Annotated in this window: 1 protein-coding gene; it reads right to left on the bottom strand. The window is 72.2% G+C overall.

The window, feature by feature from the left end; translation table 11 throughout:
- Positions 1-14 precede the first annotated feature (14 nt).
- Entirely contained in the window at positions 15-20,375 is a 20,361-nt protein-coding gene (locus AC0HI0_RS30750; RefSeq protein ID WP_480926996.1) for a toxin glutamine deamidase domain-containing protein, read from the bottom strand.
- Positions 20,376-20,405: the final 30 nt, after the last annotated feature.

Here is a 20,405-nt window from a genome sequence, read left to right as displayed (position 1 = left end):
CGGGTCCGTCGAGGCTAGGGCACCCGCGCCGGCCGCGCCGGGGTCGTGGCGGGCAGGTCCGGCAGGGGGATGAACCGGATGCGCACGGCGTTGTGCTCCAGCTTCGCGGGTCGGTGGGTCTGGGCGTCGTAGAACGTGATCCGCTGCCCGTCGTTCCAGCCGTTGAAGACGTGGCCGGTGCCGTCGTCGCGGACGATGCCCACGCCGACGTGCCGGCCCGGCCGCTCCCCGAGGTGGTCGGCCACCTGGTGGTAGTTCGCCACGTCCTGGAACTCGGTGCCGAAGTGGTTCTCCAGGTACCCGGCCGGTTGCGGGGCGGGCAGCGGCGACGCGGCGACCGGCCTGCCGTGCAGCGTCTCGTGGGTCGCGATGACGCAGTCGGTGCAGTTCACGTCGTTGCCGGCGACGTCCTCGCGAGGGCTGTCGTGGTTGATCCGGGCCAGCCCCGGGTAGTTGTCGTCGGCCCACTGGCGGGCCGCCGCGTCGTCGGCGAACGCGTCGCGGTGGTTGGTGTCCGCCGGCAGCCACTTCTGGATCTCGTCGTGGAAGTCGGCGGACTGACGGGTGTCGAGCCGGTCCTCCAGCAACCGGCGCTCGGCCTGCTGCCGGGTGTCCAACTGCCGTTCGACCAGGGCGCGTTCCCGCTGCCGGCGGTCCTGGAGGTCCTGCTCGGCGGCCTTGCGCTCCTGGTCCTGCCTGGCCTTGAGGTCGTGCTCCGCCTGCTGCCGCTCGGCCAGCGCCCGGTTCTCGAACTGCTGCACGGCGGCTTGGCGCTGACCCTCCCGCCAGGTGGTGAACTGCTGCTCGGTCTGCTGCCGCTCGGCCTGCTGCGCCTGCGCGACCCGCTGGTCGGCGTTGTGCCGCTCGGCCTGCTGGTGGTTGACCAGTTGCTGCCGCAACTGCTCGGCCGCGACGGGCGTCATGCCGGGCCGCGAGTTGACGTGGTCGAGGAACTGCCGCTGCTCGGCGCCCTCCCGCTGGTGCACCTCGGCGAGCACCCGCTGCCGCTCGGCGGCCTGGCGCTCGTCGAGCCGCTGGGCGACCTGCGCCTCCTCGGCGCGCATCCGGTCGGTGAACTGCCGGCCCGACTCGGCCCGCTCGTTCTGCTGCCTGGACAGCAGGTCGGCGAGGGCCTTCTTGCCCTCGGCGTCCAGCTTCGCGGTCAGCGCCTGGTTCGCGGCCTGGTACTCGGCCTGCTGCTTGGCGGCCAGGTCGTTGGTCGCCTTGGCCTTCTCCGCGGCCTGTCGCGCCTGGACGGCGTTGCGCTCGGCGGTCCGCTCGGCGAGCTGCTTGGCGGCGAGGTCGCCGACCGCCTTGTCCCGCACGGCCTTGCGCTGTTCCAGCGTGGGCGTCTGGTGGGTGGTGCCGGTCGACGGGGTGCCGTCGACCGGCGTGTCGAACCCGCTGTCGAACGCCGTCGCCGGGATGCCCCGGTCGAGGACCGGCGCGCTGCCGAACGTCTGCCCCTGCTGCCCGCCGGTGGACGTCGACCCGGACGACTCCGCGTTCGTGACCACGATCTGCGGCGTCGGCAGGACCTGTGGGAGCTGGGGCACCTGCGGGGTCTGGGGCACCTGCGGGGTCTGCCCCTGGGGCGGGTTCGGCGGGGCGGGCGGCGCGGTCGCGGCGCTGAGCTTGGTGTCGGCGTCGGTCTTGGCCGCCCACCACGCGGCCTGGGCGTCGTCGGCCTCCTGCCGGCGCTGGGCCAGGTCGTGGTTCGCGGTGACGATCTTCCCGTCGAGGTCGGCCACCTTCAGCACGGCCGCGTCGTGCGCGCGTTCCGCGTCGACCCGGGCCTGCTCGGCCAGCCGGGCCCGCTCGCGGGCCTCGCGCAGGTTCCCGTTCGCCTCGTCCAGCCGGGTGCGCCGGGCCTCGACGTCGAGTTCGGCGGTCACCAGGTCGGCCGCGGCCTGCTCGGCCGCCGTCTTGGCCTCCGCCGCCTTCCCGACCAGTGCCCCGTGCTCCTCGACCGCCAAGTCCCGGGTGGTCCTGGCCGCGTCGAGTTCGCCGGCGACCTTGGTCTGCTCGGTGCGCCACCCGTCGCGCACCTTGGTGTCGGCCTCGACGGCGTCCACCAGGCCCTGCCGCACGGTGTCGACCTGCGGCGGGGTGGTCGACGCTGCGCCCTGGTCGGGCCGCGCCGGGTGGTCCCGGTCGTAGTCGGTCAGCGCCCGGTCGGCGGTCCGCACGGCCTCGTCGGCCTTGGTGAGCAGGTTCGCCACCGTCTCGGCCCGCAGTTCCAGGGCCGCGACGTGCTCGTTCTCCAGCCGGACGTCGGCCTCGGCGTTGCGCACCGCCAGGTCGGCCCGCCGGGACGCGCGGTCCAGCTCGGCCGACGTCTCCGCCAGGCCGTCGGCCGTGGTCACGGCGGTGTCGCGGGCGTCCCGCGCGGTGTTGACCTCGCCGTCGCGGGTGCCGACCGCCTCGAACGCGACGTCCGCCGCGTCCCCCCTGGTGTCCAGGGTGGTCCGCAGGCCGGGCACGTCGCGGACCGCGGCGGCCCGGTCGGCGAGCAGGTCCTGCGCGTGGTGGCGGGCCTGCTCGACCTTGCCCTCCGCGGTCCGCCACGTCTTGGCGGTGCTCTGCACGACCGACTGCGCCGCCGCCACCCCCGGGTCGATCGCGTGGCCGAGCACGGACTCGACGTCGGCCAGCGGCATCCGCAGGTCGACCGAGCCGGGCACGGTCAGGTCGTAGACGCCGACCGTGCCGTCGACCTCGGCGACGAACCGGTACTCCACGTCGAACTCGACCAGGCCGGACCGCCCGGACGGCTTGAGGTTCTGCGCCGTGCCGCTGGTCTGCGCCCCGGAGTCGGTGGTGGCGTCCTCGGCGGCGTGCTTGAGCTCGAAGCCGGTGCCGGTGAGGTTGGCCGAGTGCACCAGGTCCGGGTTGCCCTGCGCGTCGTCGACCCGCTTGCCCAGACCGCCGGACGGCACGCCGATCACCACGTCGCCGCTGTCCGCGTGCTTGACCTCGGAGGTGGTGGAGTGCGTGGTGGACGACGGGTTCTCCAGCTTGACGCCGTCGCTGAGCGCGTCGAGCCGGGGGTTGACCAGCCGCGCGTAGACCTTGAGGTTCGCGTGCTGCGACAGGCCGAGGGTCGCCTGGTGCAGGCCCGGCACGTCCAGCGGACCGGACGTCATGCCGGGCAGCACCGACTGGAGCGTCTCCGAGCTCAGCGACGACAGCAGGGCGTTCATCGAGCCGGTGCCCTTGCCGGTGATGCCCGCGCCCGCGCCCGCCCGCTGCAGCGCCGCGACGGCGGCCAGCCGCACGTCCTGCGCGCCGCGCATCCCCTCGACCGAGGAGGTCGCGGGCGGGGTGACCGGCGCGCCGGCCTGCTGCCAGGCCGTCACGTTCGCGGGCTGCGCCTCGGTGTTCGGCCTGCTGGTCGCCTCCGCCGTGTAGGGCCGGCCGTGGTCGGTCACGCCCGGCGCGTCGACCCGCACGTTGTCGGCGTGCAGCCGGACCCGCACCGGCTTGGGCAGCGCGGGGGCCGCCGGCCCGCCGGTGTTCGCCGGCGCGGTGCCGGCGGGCGGCGGGTTCATGCCCTCGGTGGCGAGGGTGGACTTGGCGATCTCCCGGCCGCCCTTGTGCACCACCAGTTCGAACTCCATCGGCACGTCGTACTGGACGGCCGGGCCGGTGGCGGTGTGCTTGTGGCCGAACTGCTCGGTGGTGGTGTCGGTGGTGCTCTTGCTCTGCGAGCCGCCCAGGCCCGCGCCGACCGCCGCGCCGACCACCGGCGCGAGGCCGTCCTTCACGTCCGGCAGGTGCAGGCCGGCGGCCTTCGCCGTGATGCCCCACGACGTGCCCTTGGTGACCCCCGAGGAGTCCTTCTTGGACCCGGCCAGGATGTGCTCGATGTCGTAGCCGTCGTTGACCGCGCCGACGAACTTCGGCTCGCCCGCCTTCGCCCGCAGCGTGACCTGGTAGGTGTCCTTGCCGATCACCGTGCCCGGCTTGTGCAGCAGCAGCGGCACACCGCCGTCCAGGGCGCTGTCGATGAGGCCCTTCACGCTGGTCGGCGAGGTGAGGTCGACCAGGCGCTGGAGGTTGTGCATCGAGTCGTCGAGCACGCTGTCCGGGATCAGGCCGGAGCCGACCCGGCCGCGGGTCTCCGCGTTGACCCTGGTGGTCAGGTCGGCGACCACGGCGGACAGGTCGGGGACGTCGTCCACCGTGCTCAGGCCCAGCGCCGAGGGCTGCTTCGGGTCCAGCCGCTTGGGGGCCTTCATCTCGCCGAAGTCCGGCGAGGTGTGCGGCGGCACGTCCTCCAGCAGGCCCATGTCCCGCGCGACCTGCTCGCTGACCCGCACGAACACGCCGCCGGGCAGCGACACGGTCGCGCCCTGCGCGCGCGGCGTGCCGGCGTAGGCGGCGTTGCCCGACCGGCTCTCGCCGACCACCGAGAACTCGGCGTCGAGCTGCACCAGCACGGTCCGCTCGCCGGACGGCCGGACCAGCTTGCGGTCGACGTTGCCGCCGACCTCCGAGGAGGTCGTGTCGGTCCTGGAGTACGGCGTCCACTTGGCGCCGGCGCTGAAGTTCGCGCCGCCCCTCGGCGTGCTGTCGCTCGGCTTGCCGCCGAGCCCGGCACCGGCGCTCAGCTCGACCGACTTGACCTCGGCGTCGCTGCCCGCCGCCTTGAACCCGCCGCCGGTCCACACCTCGGTCGGCGTGTTGTCCGAGATGGACACCACCTTGGCGGTGGCGAAGTCGAACTGGACCGACATGCCGATCGCGCCGGTCCGGTCGGTCACCCGGCGGTCGAACCGGAGGCTGTCCTCCACGATCCCGGTCTCGGCCATCCGGCGCAGGTTCGCCTTCAGGTTCTCCGGGCTGAACATCTTGTCGATCTGGTTGCGGGCCACCGTGCCCGGCGCGGTCAGCGAGGTGTCCGGGCCGGCCGCCGCGTTCAGCACGCCCATCGCGTGGTCGCGCAGCTGCTCGGCGTTCGCGACCGCCTCGACGTGCAGCCACTCGTGCCGGGGCGGCCGGGTCGCGCCCGGCTTGAGCAGCGCGCCGATCGTGGTGTTGGGCAACGGGGTGGCGGTCGCGTTCTGCGGGGTGAAGTCGGGCGCGGTCTTGAGCGCGGACCCGTCCGACACCCACAGGTGGACCTTGCCGCCGATCCGGTCGACGACCTTCGGGCCGCCGGGCGCGGCCGGGTTGTCCGGGTCCGGCGGCCGCACGACCGTGCGCACCTCGGGCACCTTCAGGAACGGCGAGCCCGGCGTGACCCGCTTGACCCACGACCGGTTGCGGCTGAACTCGGTGATCTCGATCTCGAACTCGACGTCGTGCGCGAAGACCTGCGCCTTCGAGCTGCCGACGTTGAGCGCCACGTCGTTGACCACCGGTCCGGCGGTGGTCCTGGTGACCGCGGACCGGCTGTACTTCACCGCCGCGTTCGCGGTCGGGGCGAGGCTCGCCAGGCCCGGCTTCGCGTTCGCGCCGCCGCGCGCCTCGACGCCCGCGCTCCAGCCCTTGGTCGTGGTGGTGGCGCTGTCCAGCCGGGGCGCGGCCGAGTTCAGCCCGCGCACGTTGCGCCCGTCCGCCTCGCCGAGGTGCTTGGGCGGGCCCAGCTTGGCCCGCACGGTGACGTTGACGAAGTCGTTCGTGGTCCGGCCCTGGCGCTTGAGCTGCACCTGCACGCCGGGGCCGAGCAGGCTGTCCATCTTGGCCTTGAGCGCGGTCGGCGACAGCTCGGCGTCCAGCTTGCGCTGGTTGTTCAGCTGCTCGGCGACGTCGGCGAAGTTCTTGCCGTCGGCCCGCGCGTCGGTGTCCCGGTTCCAGGTGGGCAGGAAGCCCGCGAAGCCGGGCAGGCCCTTGAGCGCGTCCTCCACCTGGGTCTGCACGTCGGTGTCGACGGTGCTCAGCTCGCCGACCCGGATGTTGCCCGCGGCGAGCCCGGCCGACAGGTACGGCGGCTCGTGTCGGGTGTCCGCGGTGCCCGGCTTGGTGATGCCGGCCTGGGTGTTGTCCGGGGTGGGCAGGCCGTGCGCCTTCGCCTCCGGCAGGCCCAGCCGGACGTACCCGGTCGCGGGCACGGTCACCGTGTCGCCGTTGGGGGTGCGCACGTCGACGTTGACGGTCACCTTGTAGAGCCCGGTCTGGCCGCCGACCTGGATGCCCGCGCGGTTGACCGCCGTGCCGCCCGCCGACGAACTCTCCGCCGTCTTGGACGACACCGAGCCGGTGAGGCCGGCCGAGCCGATCGGGACGCCGGGCGTGCCGACGCCGCCACCGGCCGCCGCGTTCAGCTCGACGCCCGAGCTGACCGACGAGGTGACGCCGGTGGTCGTGGTCGCGGTGTGGTGCATCCGGAACTGCGCGCCGCCGTGCGTGCCGACCAGTTCGGCGTCGACCAGCGACGCCTTCATCTGCACCGCCGAGCCGTAGCTGGCGTTGGGGCTGGTCAGGTTGGGCGAGGTGACCCAGCCGTTGAGCATCACGTGCAGGTTGTCGCGGATGTTGGTGGCGCTGAGGAAGTCCCGCAGCGCGGTGCGGCCGTCCGCACCGGGCTTCACCACCGACGGGTGCAGGTTCGCCGCCACCGCGTCGAACGCCGCGTCGGCGTCGAACGTGCCGATCGCCTCGGGCACCAGGTGCTCGACCTTCGCGCCCCACTCGGTGTCCGCCGGGGTGATCTTGCCCAGCGCGTTGTCGGTGTCGGCCAGGTTGCCCAGGTCGTTGGGCACCTGGAGGGCGACCGTCGTCGGGTTCGCCGCGGTGCCCTCGATCACCGAGTTCGCCACGACCACGTTCTGCGCGTCGGTGAGCGTGACCGTGTAGGAGACCGGGACGTCGTACTTGGTCGACGATTCACCGCCGCGCACCTCGCGGTCGTCCACGGCCGTGGAGGTCGCGGTGGACGAGGAGACCGGCGTGGATAGCGTGGCCTTCACGCCGAGCGTGCCGTACGCGCCCATGCCCTGGCTCGCGGTGGCGGCGAACGACAGGTCGTTGCCGTTGCTCAGGGCGGTGGTGGTCGTGGTGGTCGTGCCGCTGTCCACCCGGCTGTCGACCTTGGCCGACGACGCCGTGCCGGTACCCGTGGCGGGACCCATCACCGCCTTGACGTTGGCGTCGTACCAGTTGCCGCCCACCTGCACCTGGAAGGTGCGGCCGTTGCCGAGGAACGACTCGAAGTCCGAGTCCAGCGCCGCGCCGATCCGGTCCACGCCGACCGGCGTGACGCCGGCGGGCGTCGGCACCAGCGCGGTGATCCCGGCGGTGACCTGGTCGACGCCGGTCACGCCGTTCGTCGCGACCGTGCCCAGCGCCTGGTTGGCCTGGAGGAACTGGGGGACCCGGGCACCGGGCAGGACCGGCGGCAGCGGGTTGGCCACCGGCAGCGGGGCGGCCGGGGTGGCGGGCGGCGGTGGCGTCCGCTTGAAGATGCCCGGCGCGTTGGGGGCCTTCACCTCCGGGGCGACCTCGACCGGGGTGGTCGGCGACCCGAGGTCGTTGAACGACACCAGGGCGTTCGCCCGGTTCTCGATCAGCCACAGGTTGCGGGGCTTGAGCGAGGCGTTGTCGGCGTCGATGCCGGCGGTCATCGGCGCGTTGTCGCCGACCACCCGGCCCTTGCCGTCCTGGTGCTGGAAGATCGGCTTGACGTCGTCGGTCTCGAAGTACTCGTCGTGCAGGCCGAGGAAGTGGCCGACCTCGTGCGCGATCCGGCGCGGGTCGGTGTCGGCGGGCCAGTCGAGCTGGTTGGCCCGGCCGCCCGGCTCGGTGACCTCGATGGTGCCGTGCGCGTCGGCCGGGTTGTCGGTGAACTCGACGGTGACGTGGAACTGGCCCTGCGAGGGCAGCCGGTTGCCCTGGTTGAACAGCTCGTCCACGCCCGCCTTGGCGCGCTCCCGCATGCCGGGCAGCGCGTCCGGGTCGCCCTTCAGGTGCAGCTTGACGGTGAAGTCCTGGACCTTCACGCCGCCGACGTCCAGCGCGCGGATGTCGTAGGCGATCGGGCCGCGCCACGCCTTGAGGTCCACGCCGTCCGGGCCGATGGTCGAGTCGGACAGCACGCCGCCGTCCTCCCCGCGCACCTTGCCGGTGATCGGCGCGTCGACCCGGGCGTTCTCGATGGTGGCGTTGGGCACCGCGCCCTTCGGGTCGAACCAGTCCGCCGACGCCTCCGCGCTGTGCCGCCACGACGGGTCGTCCAGCACCGGGTGCGGGCCCTGCGGGGCGGGCGAGGTGATCACCGTGTCGGTGACCTTGGTGCCGACCGGCGCGGCCGGCGGTGTCCAGCCCTCGGGGCGCTTGAGGTCCCAGTCGACTTTCACGTCCAGGCCGTCCGCGCGGCCGGGCGTGATCTTGGCGTCGACGCCCTTGGCGGACAACGCGTCCACGACGTTCTGGGCGTTCGGGCCGGAGACCTCGACGGCGGGCGGCAGGTACTTGCCCTCGCGCTTGGCCGTGACGTCGGCGAGGTCGTCCACCAGCGCGTCGAGTTCGGCCTGCTGCGGCCCGGTGAGCGCGGCCGAGCCGTCGGCGAAGGTGAACGACTTCTCCGGCTTCGGGTTCGGGTTCGCGTCCGGCCGGGTGGCCGGGCCCTCGACGGTCGGTGCGATGTCCGAAGTGGACAGTGCCGAGGGTGGGACGGACCGGTTCTGCGGTGCGGACGGCGGCTGCGGGCTGCTGCTGCTGCTCGCCTGGTTCGAGGCCGTGTTCTGCTTGCTGCTGCCCACGTTCGGCGGCGTGGTGAGCTTCGGCTGCTTGGTCTCGACGCTCGCCGCGGGCTGTTTGCCCGCCGACTTGTCGGTGGTCTTCGCCGGCTGCTTGCCCGCCGACTTGGCGCTCTTGGGCGCGTTGTCGCCGGTGCTCGGCGTGGTGGTGCTCGGTGTCGTGTTCGGCGTGGTGCTCGGCGGCGGCGGGGGCGGCGGCTTGGGCAGCGTGTCGTTGAAGTCCTGGATCTGCTGGTCGATCGCCATCTTGGCGTCCCACCAGTCCTGCTGCTTGCGGCCCGCCTCGGTGGCCCGGTCCGCCACGTCGAGCTTCGCCTGGTCCTTGACGTCCTGGATCTGCTGGTTCAGGCCGTTCTTCACCGCCGTGGCGTCGTCGACGGCCTGCTGCTTCCGGCCGACCACGTCCTGCGCGGTGTCCACGACGTCGTTCGCGGTGCCGAGGGCGTCGTTCGCCTTGCCCTGGTTGTCCTGGGCCGTCTCCAGCCCGGTCTTGGCCGTGTCGAACGGGCCCTGCGCGTCGGTGACCCGCTTGTTCGCGTCCGCCAGGGCCTTGTTCGCCCCGGTCTGCGCGCCCTGGGCGTCGGTGAGCTTCTGCCGGGCGTCGGGCAGCTTGGTGTTCAGGTCGGTCAGGACGTCCTGCTTGGCCTTCAGGTCCGCCTTGGCGTCCTCGACGTTCTGCGCCAGGCCGGTCTCCACCGGGTCGACCGGAGGTGCCGCCGGGGCCGGGGGCCGGCCGTCCGAGGTCGCCGGGCCCTGGGTCGGGGTCGGCTGCGGCGGCGGGCGGTTCGCGAGGTGGTCGGTCAGCGCCTGCTCGGCGGTCTTGACCGCGGTGTCGGCGGTCCCGACGTCCTGCTTGGCCTGGTCGACGTCGCCGTTGAGGTCGGCCAGCTCGTCGGTGGCGGTCTTGACGTCGGCGTCCGCGTCGGCGACCTTGCCCGTCGCGTCGGTGACGGCGTCCTTGGCGTTGCCCAGGTCGTCGGCGCGCTTGTCGAACTCCACCTGCGCGGTGTCGACCAGGGTGCCGGCGTCGGTCGCGGCCTTCGCCAGCGGCGGGACCTTCGCCTGCTCGGCGGCGAGCTTCGCCTGCGCGTCGGTCAGCTCCTGGTTGGCGGTCGCCAGGTCCTTGTCCGCCTTAGTGACCTGCTTGTCCAGGTCGGCGACGGCCGACTGGGCGTCGTGGACGACCTTCTCCACGGCGACCTCGGCGGTCCGCCAGTCGGCGGCGGCCTTCTTCACGGCGTTCTGCGTGGTGGCCAGGTCCTGGAACTTCTGGGACACGCCGGGCTTGTCGTCGGCGGCGAGCTTCGACTCGATCGCGGCCTGCGCGTCCGCCGCCGGCATCCGCACCTGGGCCGCGCCCGGCACGATCAGGTCGACGACGCCGACCTTGCCCTTGCCGAGGTCGGCGACGATCCGGTACTCGACGTCGAAGTCGACCAGGCCGGTGCGGCCCTCGCGCTTGAGGTCGTTGATCTGGTTGTTCGCCGCGCCGCCGGTCGTGGTGTCGGACACCTCGCCCGCGTGCTTGAACTCCAGACCGCCGGTGCTGAACACGACGCCCGGGTCCTTCGAGGTGAGACCGCCGGTCACCCCGCCCACCACGACGTCGTTGGTCTCGGACTTCTTGGCGTCGGCGGAGGTCGTGGAGATCGTGCTCTTGGGGTTCTCCAGCTTCACGCCGTCGCTCAGGCCGCCCAGCTTCGGGTTGACCATCTTCGCGTAGACCTTGACGTCGGCGTGCTGGCTGGTGGTCAGCGCCGCCTCGTGCAGGCCCGGCACGCTCATCGGGCCGGAGAGCATCCCCGGCAGCTGCGGCTGGAGGTTCTCCGAGCTGAGCGCGGACAGCAGGGCGTTGAGCGAGCCCGTGCCCTTGCCCGTCAGGCCCTGCTTCGCGCCTGCCTCGGTGAGCGCGTGCAGCGCGGCGGCCCGCAGGTCCCGGACCCCGCTGAGCGCCTCCACCGACGAGCCCGGCGGCAGCGCGGTCGCCTGGGTGTCGGTCTGCCACGCCGGGGCGTTCAGGCCGTCCGCCTTGGTCTTGGTCGTGCCGGTGTCCACGGGCGGCAGCTGCGGCGTGGTCGCCGGCGGCGGCGTCGTCGGGTTGGTGGCCGTCGTCGGGTTGGTGGCCGGGGTCGCGTTCGGGTCCGGGGTCGCGTTCGGGTCCGTCGAGGTCGACGGTCCGGAGTTCGGCGGTGCCGGGGTGATCTGGTCGGTGTTCGGGTTCGTCGAGCCGGACGGCGCGTTGGTCGGCGGGGTGTTCGTGGCCGGGGTGTTGGTGACGGTGGTGTTGGTGTTCGGGCTGTTCGTGACCGGGGCGGTGAACTTGTGGTTGTCGGCGTGCAGCCGCACGCCCATCGGGTCGGCCGGCGTGATCTCCGACGAGCCCACCAGGGTGTTGCCCTTGTGCACTTCGAGCTTGAACGTCACCGGCACGTCGAACTTCGCCACCGGGCCGCCGCCGACCCGCTTGTGGCCGACCACGTCGGTGGTGGAATCGGTCACCGACGTGGTGGTCGAGTGGCTCACGTTGACCGCCACCGCCGCGCCCGCGTTGCCGGACAGGGTCGGGCTGGCCGCCGCCGGCAGGCCCGCGCCCGGCACCTTGAGGCCCGCGCCCCAGCCGGTGCCGCGCCCCGTGCCGTCGGTGGTCTTGGTGCTGCCCGCGATGATCAGCTCGACGTCGACGCCGTCGTTCGCCACGCCCTTGAACTCCGGCGTGCCGGTCACCGCCGTGAGCGTGACCTGGTAGGTGTCCTTGCCGAACGTCCCCGGCTTGTGCAGCAGCAGCGGCACGCCGCCGTCCATCGCGCTGTCCATCAGCGATTTCACGCTGGTCGGCGAGGTGAGGTCGACCAGCCGCTGGAAGTTGTTCATCGAGTCGTCGAGGACCTGGTCGGGCAGCACGCCCGCGTTGTTCTTCGCCCGCAGGTCCGTGCGCAGGTCGGTGACCAGCTTCGACAGGTCGGCGGGCATCTTGTCGATCATGCCCAGGCCGAGCGAGCCGGGCTTGCTGCCGGGGCCCATGGTCTTGGGCGGTGCGATGCCGCCGACGTCCTTGGGGCTGTGGTCCGGGGTCTCGATGTCGGCGAGCACCCCCATCCGGCGGGCCACGTCCTCGCTGACCCGGACGAAGACCCCGCCTTCGAGGTCGACCTTCACCGCCGCCGAACCCGGCGTGCCCTTCAGCGCGGTGTTGCCGGTCCGGCTCTCGCCGACCACGGTCACGCTCGCGTCCACCTGCACCAGCACGGTGCGGCCGGTCGCGGGCGTGATCTTGACGCGGTCCACGTTGCCCGCGACCTCGGTGCCGGTCGTGGTGGACTTCGCCCACGGCGTCCACTTGGCCGTGACGCCCACCGCGCCCTGGCCGGTCGGGTTGTCGGTGGGCTTCGCGGGCAGGTTCAGCCCGCCGGACACGTCGAACGACTTGTTGTTCACCGTGCTGTCGCCGGCCTTGAACCCGCCGCTGGTGGTGTTCTCCATGCCGGTGCTGTCCGAGATCGACACCAGCTTGGCGTTGCCGAACTCGAACTTCACGCCCACCGCGCCGGTCCGGTCGGTGATCCGGCGGCCGTACTTCAGGCCGCCCTCCTGCACACCGGTCTCCAGCATCCGGGTCAGGTTGGCCTTCACGGCCTCCGGGCTGAACATCTTGTCGATCTGGTTGCGGGTGTTGGTGCCCGGGACGGTCAGCGACGAGTCCTTGCCGCCCGCCGCGTCGGTCAGCGCCTGGATGGCCGCGTTCTTGATCGCCTCGGTGTTCGCCACCGCCTCGACGTGCAGGATCTCCGGCGCGGGGTTGGTCGACGGCGTGGTCAGCAGCGTCTGGATGTTCTTCGGCGCGGTCGGACCGGTGAGCTTGGTGGTCACCGGGTCCTTCGGCTTGAAGTCGGCCGGGTCCTCCTTGAACGTCGAGCTGTCCGACGCCCACAGGCGCACGTCGCCCTTGATCTCGCCGATCGGCTTCACCGCGCCGGTGCCGCCGGTCTTGGCGACCGTCTTGGGCTGCGGGACCTCCAGGAACGGCGAGCCCGGCGTGACCCGCTTGACCCACGCGCGGTTGCGGCTGAACTCGGTGATCTCGATCTCGAACTCGACCTGGTGGCCGAACACCTGCGCGTTGGACGCGCCCACGTTGAGGCCGGAGCTGTTCACCGCCGGGCCGGCCGTGGTCCTGACCGACTCGCTCATGTTGAACTTCGCGCCCACGTTGGGGGTCGGCGTGAGGGTCGTCCCGCCAGACTTGGCCGGGATCGTCAGCTTGCCCTCGACCCCGATGCTGCCGCCCTTCTGGGTGGTGGTCGAGCTGTCCAGCTTCGGACCGCTGCCCGCCCAGCCGCGCACGTTGTGCTTGTCCACCTGGCCCAGGTGCGCGTCGAGCTTGGCCGCGCCGTCCGGGTCGACCAGCTTCGCCTTGACGTTGATGTTGATGAAGTCGTTGGTGGCCAGGCCCTGCCGCTTGAGCTGCACGTCTATGCCGGGGCCGAGCAGGCTGTCCATCTTCGCCTTGAGGGCGGTCGGCGACAGCTCGGAGTTGAGCTTGCGCTGGTTGTTCAGCTGCTGGACCACGTCGGCGAAGTTCTCGGTGACCTTGGGCTGCTTGGCCGCTTTGCCGTCCACCGCCGGCGTGGTGTTCGTGTTGGTCCCGGTGTTCGTGCCGGTGTTGGTGTTGGTGCCGGGGTTGGTGCCCGTGTTGGTGTTCGTCGCGGTGGGCGGGGTGGTGGTGTTGGTGTCGGTCGGCGGGGTGGTGGTGTTGGTCGTCGCGTCCGTGTTGGTGTCGGTGGACGGCAGGTCGATCTTGTCGTTCCACTTCGGCAGGAAGTCCGCGAAGCCGGGCAGGCTCGACAGCGCCTTCTCGACCTCCGCCTGGACCTTCTGCGCGGGCGCGAACTCGCCGACCTTGATGTTGCCCGCGGCCAGTTCCGAGGCCAGGTAGGGCGGCTCGTAGCGGGTCTTCTCGGTGCCCTTCTTGGTGCCGTGGTCGGTCAGCTTGTCGTTCGTGCCGTCCGGCACCGGCAAGCCCGCCGAAGACGCCTCGGGCAGGCCGATCCGCGCGTACGCGGTCACCGGGACCTGCACGGTGCCGTTCGGCGTCCGCACGTCCACGGTCGCGTTCACCTTGTACAGGCCCGTTTCGGACTTGACCTGGATGCCCGACCGGTTGCCCGAGTTCGTGCCCGCGTTGGAGGTCTCGGTGAGCTTCACGCCACCCGAGCCGACCGGCCCGATGGTCCCGCCGAGCTGGCCGGAGACCTGCACGCCGAAGCCCGCGCCCACCGTGACGTCGTACCCGCTCTTGGTGTTCGCGGTGACGCCCGTGCTGGTGTTCGCGATGTCGTGCAGGCGGAGCTGGGCGTCCTTGTTGGTGCCGAGCAGCTCGACACCGGTCACGGTCGCCTTCATCTGCACGGCCGAGGCCTTGCCCGCGTTCGTGCTCACCAGGTCCGGCGAGGTGACCCAGCCGTTGAGCATCGAGCCGAAGTTGTCGCGGATCGTGGTGGGGCTGAGGAAGTCCTGGAGCGTCGCCCGGCCCGGCGAGCCGATCTTGACCACCGAGTTGGGCAGCTTGCCCGCCACCTTGTCGAACGCGCCCTTGGTGTCGGGCAGCGCGACCGCCTCCGGCGCGATGTGCTCGATCTTCGCGCCGACGTCCGGGTCGGTCACCTCGACGTCGACGTCGGCGGTGCCCGGCGGGGCGAGGTTGACCAGCTCGTTCGGGATCTGGACGGTGGCACCGCCCTTGACCGTCGGGTCCACCGCCGGGTTCTTGGTGGTGATGTCGACGTTGTTCGAGTCGGTCACGGTGACCGTGTAGGTGACGTCGAGCTTCGCGATGGTCGAGTCCTCGCCCGACCTGATCGCGCGCTGGTCCACTGTGGACGTCTGCACGCTGGTGGACGCGGCCGGGCTCGCGAGGTTCACCTTGACGCCGGCGGAGCCGTAAGCGCCGAACGCCTGGCCGGCGGTGGCCGTGACGCCGATCTCGCCGCTGGTCGACACGGTGTTGGTGCTGGTCGCGGTCGCGCCGCTGTTGGCCGTGAAGTCGACCTTCGTCTTGACCGCGGGCTTGGTGATGTTGGCCGGGTCGGTCTGGGGTTCGAGGTGCGCCTTGACGTTCACCTCGAACCACTTGTTGCCGACCCGGACCTGGAAGTCGCGGCCACCGCCGACGAAGGTCTCCAGGTTGTTGTCCAGCGCGCTCGCGATCTGGTCCACGCCGACGGACGGCTTCTTGGCCGACGTCGGCAGGATCTCGTCGATCTTGGCCACGACGTCCGCCGAGCCCTTGACGTCGGTGACCGCGATCGTGCCCAGCGCCTCGTTGTTCTGGAAGAACTCCGGCAGGTTCTTCGACGGGATCACGTCGGCGGGCGGGTTCGGCCCGTTGTTCGGGTCGCCGCCGGGGTTCGGGTTCGCCTGCTCCAGCGGCGTGATCGCGTCCACGTCCTGGACGACCACGGCGGGCGGCTGGGGCTGGGGCTGGGCCGACGTCGAGGAGTTCGGGTCCGCCGGCTGGTTCGTGGTGGTCTGGTCGTTCCCGGTGTTCGGCTGGTTCGGGGTGTTCTGCTGGTTCGGCGTGGCCGAGGTGGTCGCGCTGCTGCCCAGCGGCTGCATCTCGGTCGAGTCGGTCTTGGGCTTGCCCGAACCGCCGAGGAACTTGGGCAGCGTGAACTTGGGCGCGTTCGGCGGCGACGGGAAGTTCGGCGTCTTGCGCTCGGGGTTCGCCTTGGTCTCGACCGCCGGGTTCGCGGTCGGGTTCGGCGACGGGAACGCGGTCGTCGGCGCGGTCGTGTTCGGGTTGACCGGCGGCGAGTCGAGGTTGGTCACGCTGGTCGGCGTGATCACCTCGGTGTTGGGGCCGCGCTTGTCGATCAGCCACAGGTCACGCGGCTTCACCTCGGAGTTCGGGCCCGCGTTGGGGCCCATGAGGCCGTTGTCGTTCACGACCCGGCCGGTGCCCACGACCTCCGTGGAGCCGTCGAGGTGGGTGACGGTCTTGCCGTCCGAGTGCTGGAACACGCTCGCGTCGGACTGGCCGACCTCGCTGTAGCTGTCGTCCAGACCGCCGAAGTGGCCGCCGACCTCGTGCGCGAAGTGCGCCGGCGTGGCGTCGATCGGCAGGCTGAGCTGGTTCGGGCGCGCGCCCGGCGGGGCGATCTCGATCCGGCCGGTGGCGTCCTTCAGGTCGGTGGTGAACTCGACGTTCACGTTGAGCTGGTCGCCCGAGGGCAGGCTCAGGCCCTTGTTCCAGAAGTCCGCCATGCCCTTGTTCGCGTTGTCCGCGAAGTCCTTGAGCTGGGCGTCGGTGTAGTCGGCCTGGTTGTCCAGGTAGAGCTTGAAGTTGTGGTCCTGCACGACGGTCGGCGGCTTGCCGTCGCCGTTCGGGAACTCGATGCGGCGCACGTCGAACGAGATCGGCCCGCCCACCGGCTGGAAGTCGAACTTCGGTCGGCCGTCCGGCCCGATGGTGATCTTGCTGTCGTTGGTGAGACCGCCCGACTCGCTGGTGAACCTGGTCGGCGGCACCTGGTCGCGGACGGCGGCGATCGCGTCCGGGTCGACCGGGTTCGGGTGGGTCGCCCACTCCGCGCCGGGGTCGCCGATGCTCTTGTCGCTGTGCCGCCAGCTCTCGTCGTTGCGGATCCGGTCGGCGTCGGTCTGCTTGGGCCCGTCGGCGTTGTCCGCCACGTCCGGGCCGTCGGTGTCGGCCTTGGTGTCGGAGTTCGCGTCCGGCGAGGACTTCGGGTCCGGGTTCGGCGCGGTGTCCGGCGCCGGGTTGGTGTTGTTGTCCGGTGCGGGACCGGGTTCGGTGTCCGGGCCGGGTTTCGGCGCGCCGTCCGGGTTGAGGTCGGACTTCGCGTCCGGGAAGTTGGGCGTCTTCTTGTTGTCCGGGTTCCAGTCGTTGACCAGGTTGTCGAAGAACTCCGCGCGCGCCGGTGCCTTCTCGCGCAGGCCGTCCGGGTCGAGGAAGTAGAACTTCGCCGTCTCCGACAGGTCTTCGTTGGGGTTCGTCGCGGCGTACGGGGTGATCGGCTGCTCGCCCTTGGTGTTGAGCGAGCCGTCCGGGTTCCAGGTGCCGACGCCCTCGTTGAACGTCGACTGCTGGTTGTCCGCGACGAGCGCGTCGAAGATCCGCTTCGAGCGCGGCCCGGCCAGGTCGGTGTCGGCCTGCTTCGCGAACAGGCCCGGGTTGTCCTGGTCGAGCTTGCTGATCACCTCGAAGTGCTTGGGGTGGTCGGTCTTGAACGACCCCGACTCCAGCACGTAGGACTTGATCGAGTTCTCGAAGTCCTCGGCCGCGGTCTTGGTCGGGGTCTTGCCCTTGGTCGTGGGGCTGTCCGCACCGTCGGCGAGCACCGGCCGGCCGTCGGCGCCCCAGTAGCCGATGTCCGCGGTGAAGCCGGGCAGGGCGTACTTCAGCAGGCCGTGCGCGACCTCGTGGGTGACCGTGCCCTCGATCTCCTTCTGGCCGCCGCCGAAGTCCTTGGAGAGGAACGCGAGCGCGTAGAGGTTCACCGAGTTGTGCGAGGAGATGAACTCGCCCGCCATGCCGAAGTCGCGCTTGCCGTTGGACAGGCCGAGGTTGGCCGTGCCGATGTTCTTGACCTCGACGTCGACGCCGGCCCGGTTGGACTTCGGCCGGTTGTCGCCGAGGATCGGGGCGTAGTGCTCCAGCGCGGCGTCGATGCCGCGCAGCTCCTCGATCTTCATCGGCCGAGTCTTGATCTTGATGCGCTCCGCGAAGCCGGCGTTGGGGTTGCTCTCCTTGACCGACTTGGCCGAGATGTCGGGGTCGATGTCGATCCCGTACTTCTCCTTGATCTTCTTGATCGTGGCCTCGGCCTCGGCCTTGATCGCCGGGCCGTTCGCGTCGTCCGGGATCGAGACGACCTGCTCCACCGGCTTCGGCGCGGGGTTGCCGGACGCGGCGGTGGCACCGCCCTTCCCGTCCTCGGGCGGGAAGTTCGGCACCTTGCGCGCGGGCTGGTCCACCGCGACGGCCGGCGGCACGACCGCGACGGCCACCGGCGGGACGTCGGTGCCGGTCTTGGCGTCCGACTTGGTGTCGGTCTTGGTGTCGGAGTTCGGTGACGTGGGCGAAGGCGGCGAAGTCGGCACGACGTTCGGCTTCGGCGTGACCGGGTTCGGCGAGCCCTGGTTCGGGGACGCCGGATTCGGGGACGCCGGGTTGGGCGACGCCGGGGTGTTGGTGTTCGGCGTGGTCCCGGTGGGCGGCGCGTTGGTCGGTGGCGGTGTGGTGCGTGGGTTGTTGGCGGCCGGGTTGGCCGGGGTGTTGGCCGCCGGTGTCGGGTTCGGGGACGTCGGGTTCGGCGACGCGGGGTTCGAGGACGTGGGGTTCGGGGACGCCGGGGTGTTGACGTTCGGCCCCGTGTTGTTCGGCCCCGGGGTGACGTTCGGACCCGGGCCGGTCGGTCCGGTGTTGCTGGGCGCGTTGGTGATCGGGGACGTCGGCTTGGGCCCGGCGGGGTTCGGCCCGGCCGGGTTGGGCGTGGTCGGGTTTGCCGTGACCGGGTTCGGGGTCGCCGGGGTGGGCGTGATGCCGGGCTTCGGCGTGTTCGGCGCGTTGGTGGGTGGCGTCGGGTTCGCCGTGACGGGTGGCGTGGAACCCGGCCGGGGAGTGGTGGCGGGGTTCGGGGTGGGGCTCGGCTGGACGGTCGGGGCCGGGTCGAGCTTGGGGGACGGCACGTTCGGCGTCTTCGTCGGTGCCGGCGGGGGCGTGGACGGGGAGGACGTCGGGGCCTTGTTGATGGTGCCGTCGCCGGCCTTGGGCGGCGGGGCGTCGAACGTGCCCTTGCCGGGGCCGCCGGTGTACTTGCTCGAACGGTCGGACGGGCCCGTTCCGCCCTGCGCACCGCCTGCCGGTGGCGCGCCGACGGGCGGCGCTCCGCCCTGCGTCGGGGACGTCGGGCCGGGAGTCGGGGTCTTGCCCGTCGACGGGTTGTTGCCCGTCGAGGTGGGGCTGGTCGGCGGGGTCGTCCCGCTGGTCGGCGCGGGGCCGGTCGGCGACGGGGTGGTCGACGGGGTGGTCGACGGGATGCCGGGCGTGCCACCGGGTTTCGGCGACGCACCGCCGCCCGGGTTCGCGCCACCTGGGTTCGCACCGCCAGGGGTGCCGCCGGTGAGCGGGGAGGTGGTGGGCTTCGGTGCCGGTGGGGGCGTGGACGTGGAGGGCGTCGGGGCCTTGTTGATGGTGCCGTCGCCGGCCTTGGGCGACGGCGAGTCGAACACGCCCTTGCCCGGGCCGCCGGTGTACTTGCTCGAACGGTCGGAGGCTCCCGCGCCGCCCGGTGCTCCCGCACCGCCGCCGCCCATCGGGGCACCGCCGACCGGCGGCGGCGTCGCGCCGCCCTTGGGTGCCGTCGACCCGCCGGGCGGGGTCGTGACGGGCGTGCCGCCCGCCGCCGTCTTCCCGCCCGGAGGCAGGTTCGTCCCGCTGGACGGCGCTCCACCGGGCACACCACCCGGAACGCCGCCGGGCACGCCGCCGCCCTTGCCGCCGCCCGGAACCCCTCCGGGGACACCGCCGCCGCCCTTGCCCCCGCCGGGGACGCCGCCACCCGGAATGCCGCCCGGGACACCGCCGCCGCCCTTGGGGCCCGTGACGGGTCCGGCCGAAGGCCCACCCGTCCCCTTGGTGCCACCCGTGGGCGCGGTGCCCGCGCCGCCCTTGGGGTTGTTGACCGGCCCGACGCCGGGTCCGCCGAGGCCGCCCTTGGGGCCGCCGCCGGGCGCGGTGCCCGCGCCGCCCTTGGGGCTGTTGACCGGTCCGACAGCGGGTCCGCCGAGGCCGCCCTTGGGGCCGCCGGACGGTCCGGTGCCGGCACCGCCCTTGGGTGCGTTGACCGGGCCGACCGCAGGTCCGCCGGAACCCTTGGGGCCGCCCGACGGTGCCGTGCCCGCGCCGCCCTTGGGCGCGTTGACGGGGCCGACCGCAGGTCCGCCGGTTCCCTTGGGGCCGCCGGACGGCGCCGTGCCCGCACCGCCCTTGGGTGCGTTGACGGGGCCGACCGCAGGTCCGCCGGTTCCCTTGGGGCCGCCGGACGGTGCCGTGCCCGCGCCGCCCTTGGGACCTTCGGTCTTGTTGACCGCCGGACCGCCGGGACCCTTCGGGCCGCCGGGTCCGCCCGGACCGCCGCCGCCCTTGGGGCCGTCGGTCTTGCTGACGTCGGGACCACCGGTCTTCGGACCGCCGGACGGGCCGCCGCCGGGCTGGCCGGGCGGGCGCTGGGCGTTCGCGTCCGGGTTGAACTTGTTGAACTCCTTCTGGCTGTTGTTGTCGGTCAGGACGTGCGTTTCCTGCGTCGCCTTGAGACCGGACTGGACGTTCCCGAACGTCCCCGCGGCCCGCTCGGCCTGCGAGACCGTGTTGTTGTTCGAGTTGTTCAGCGCCGGCACCGCGAACAGCCCGATCGGCCCGAGCGCGTTGGGGCTCAGCTGCAAGCCCCGCAGGCCGCCGGTGATGGCGTTGAGCCGCGACTGGAAGTCGCCGGCCTTGCCCTGGAGACCCTCCATGGTGGACATGTTCATGCCGAACCCGGAACCGCCCGTGGGCCCGCCGACCGGTGGTGGCGGCGGTCCGGGGGTGGACCCGGGGTTCGAGCCCGGGTTCGAGCCGGGGTTCGGGTTCGGGCCACCGGTGTTCTTGGGTGCCATGAGGGGTCTCCGGACGACTCGGCGACTAGA

The organism is Saccharothrix sp. NBAS 001, assembly GCF_056640475.1.
The sequence above is the reverse complement of the archived record's forward strand: the minus strand, read 5'-3'. Positions and strand labels throughout refer to the sequence as shown.

Excerpts from the sequence above, each read along its gene's own strand:
- AC0HI0_RS30750 (WP_480926996.1), bottom strand. The coding sequence starts at position 20,375 with ATGGCACCCAAGAACACCGGTGGCCCGAACCCGAACCCCGGCTCGAAC.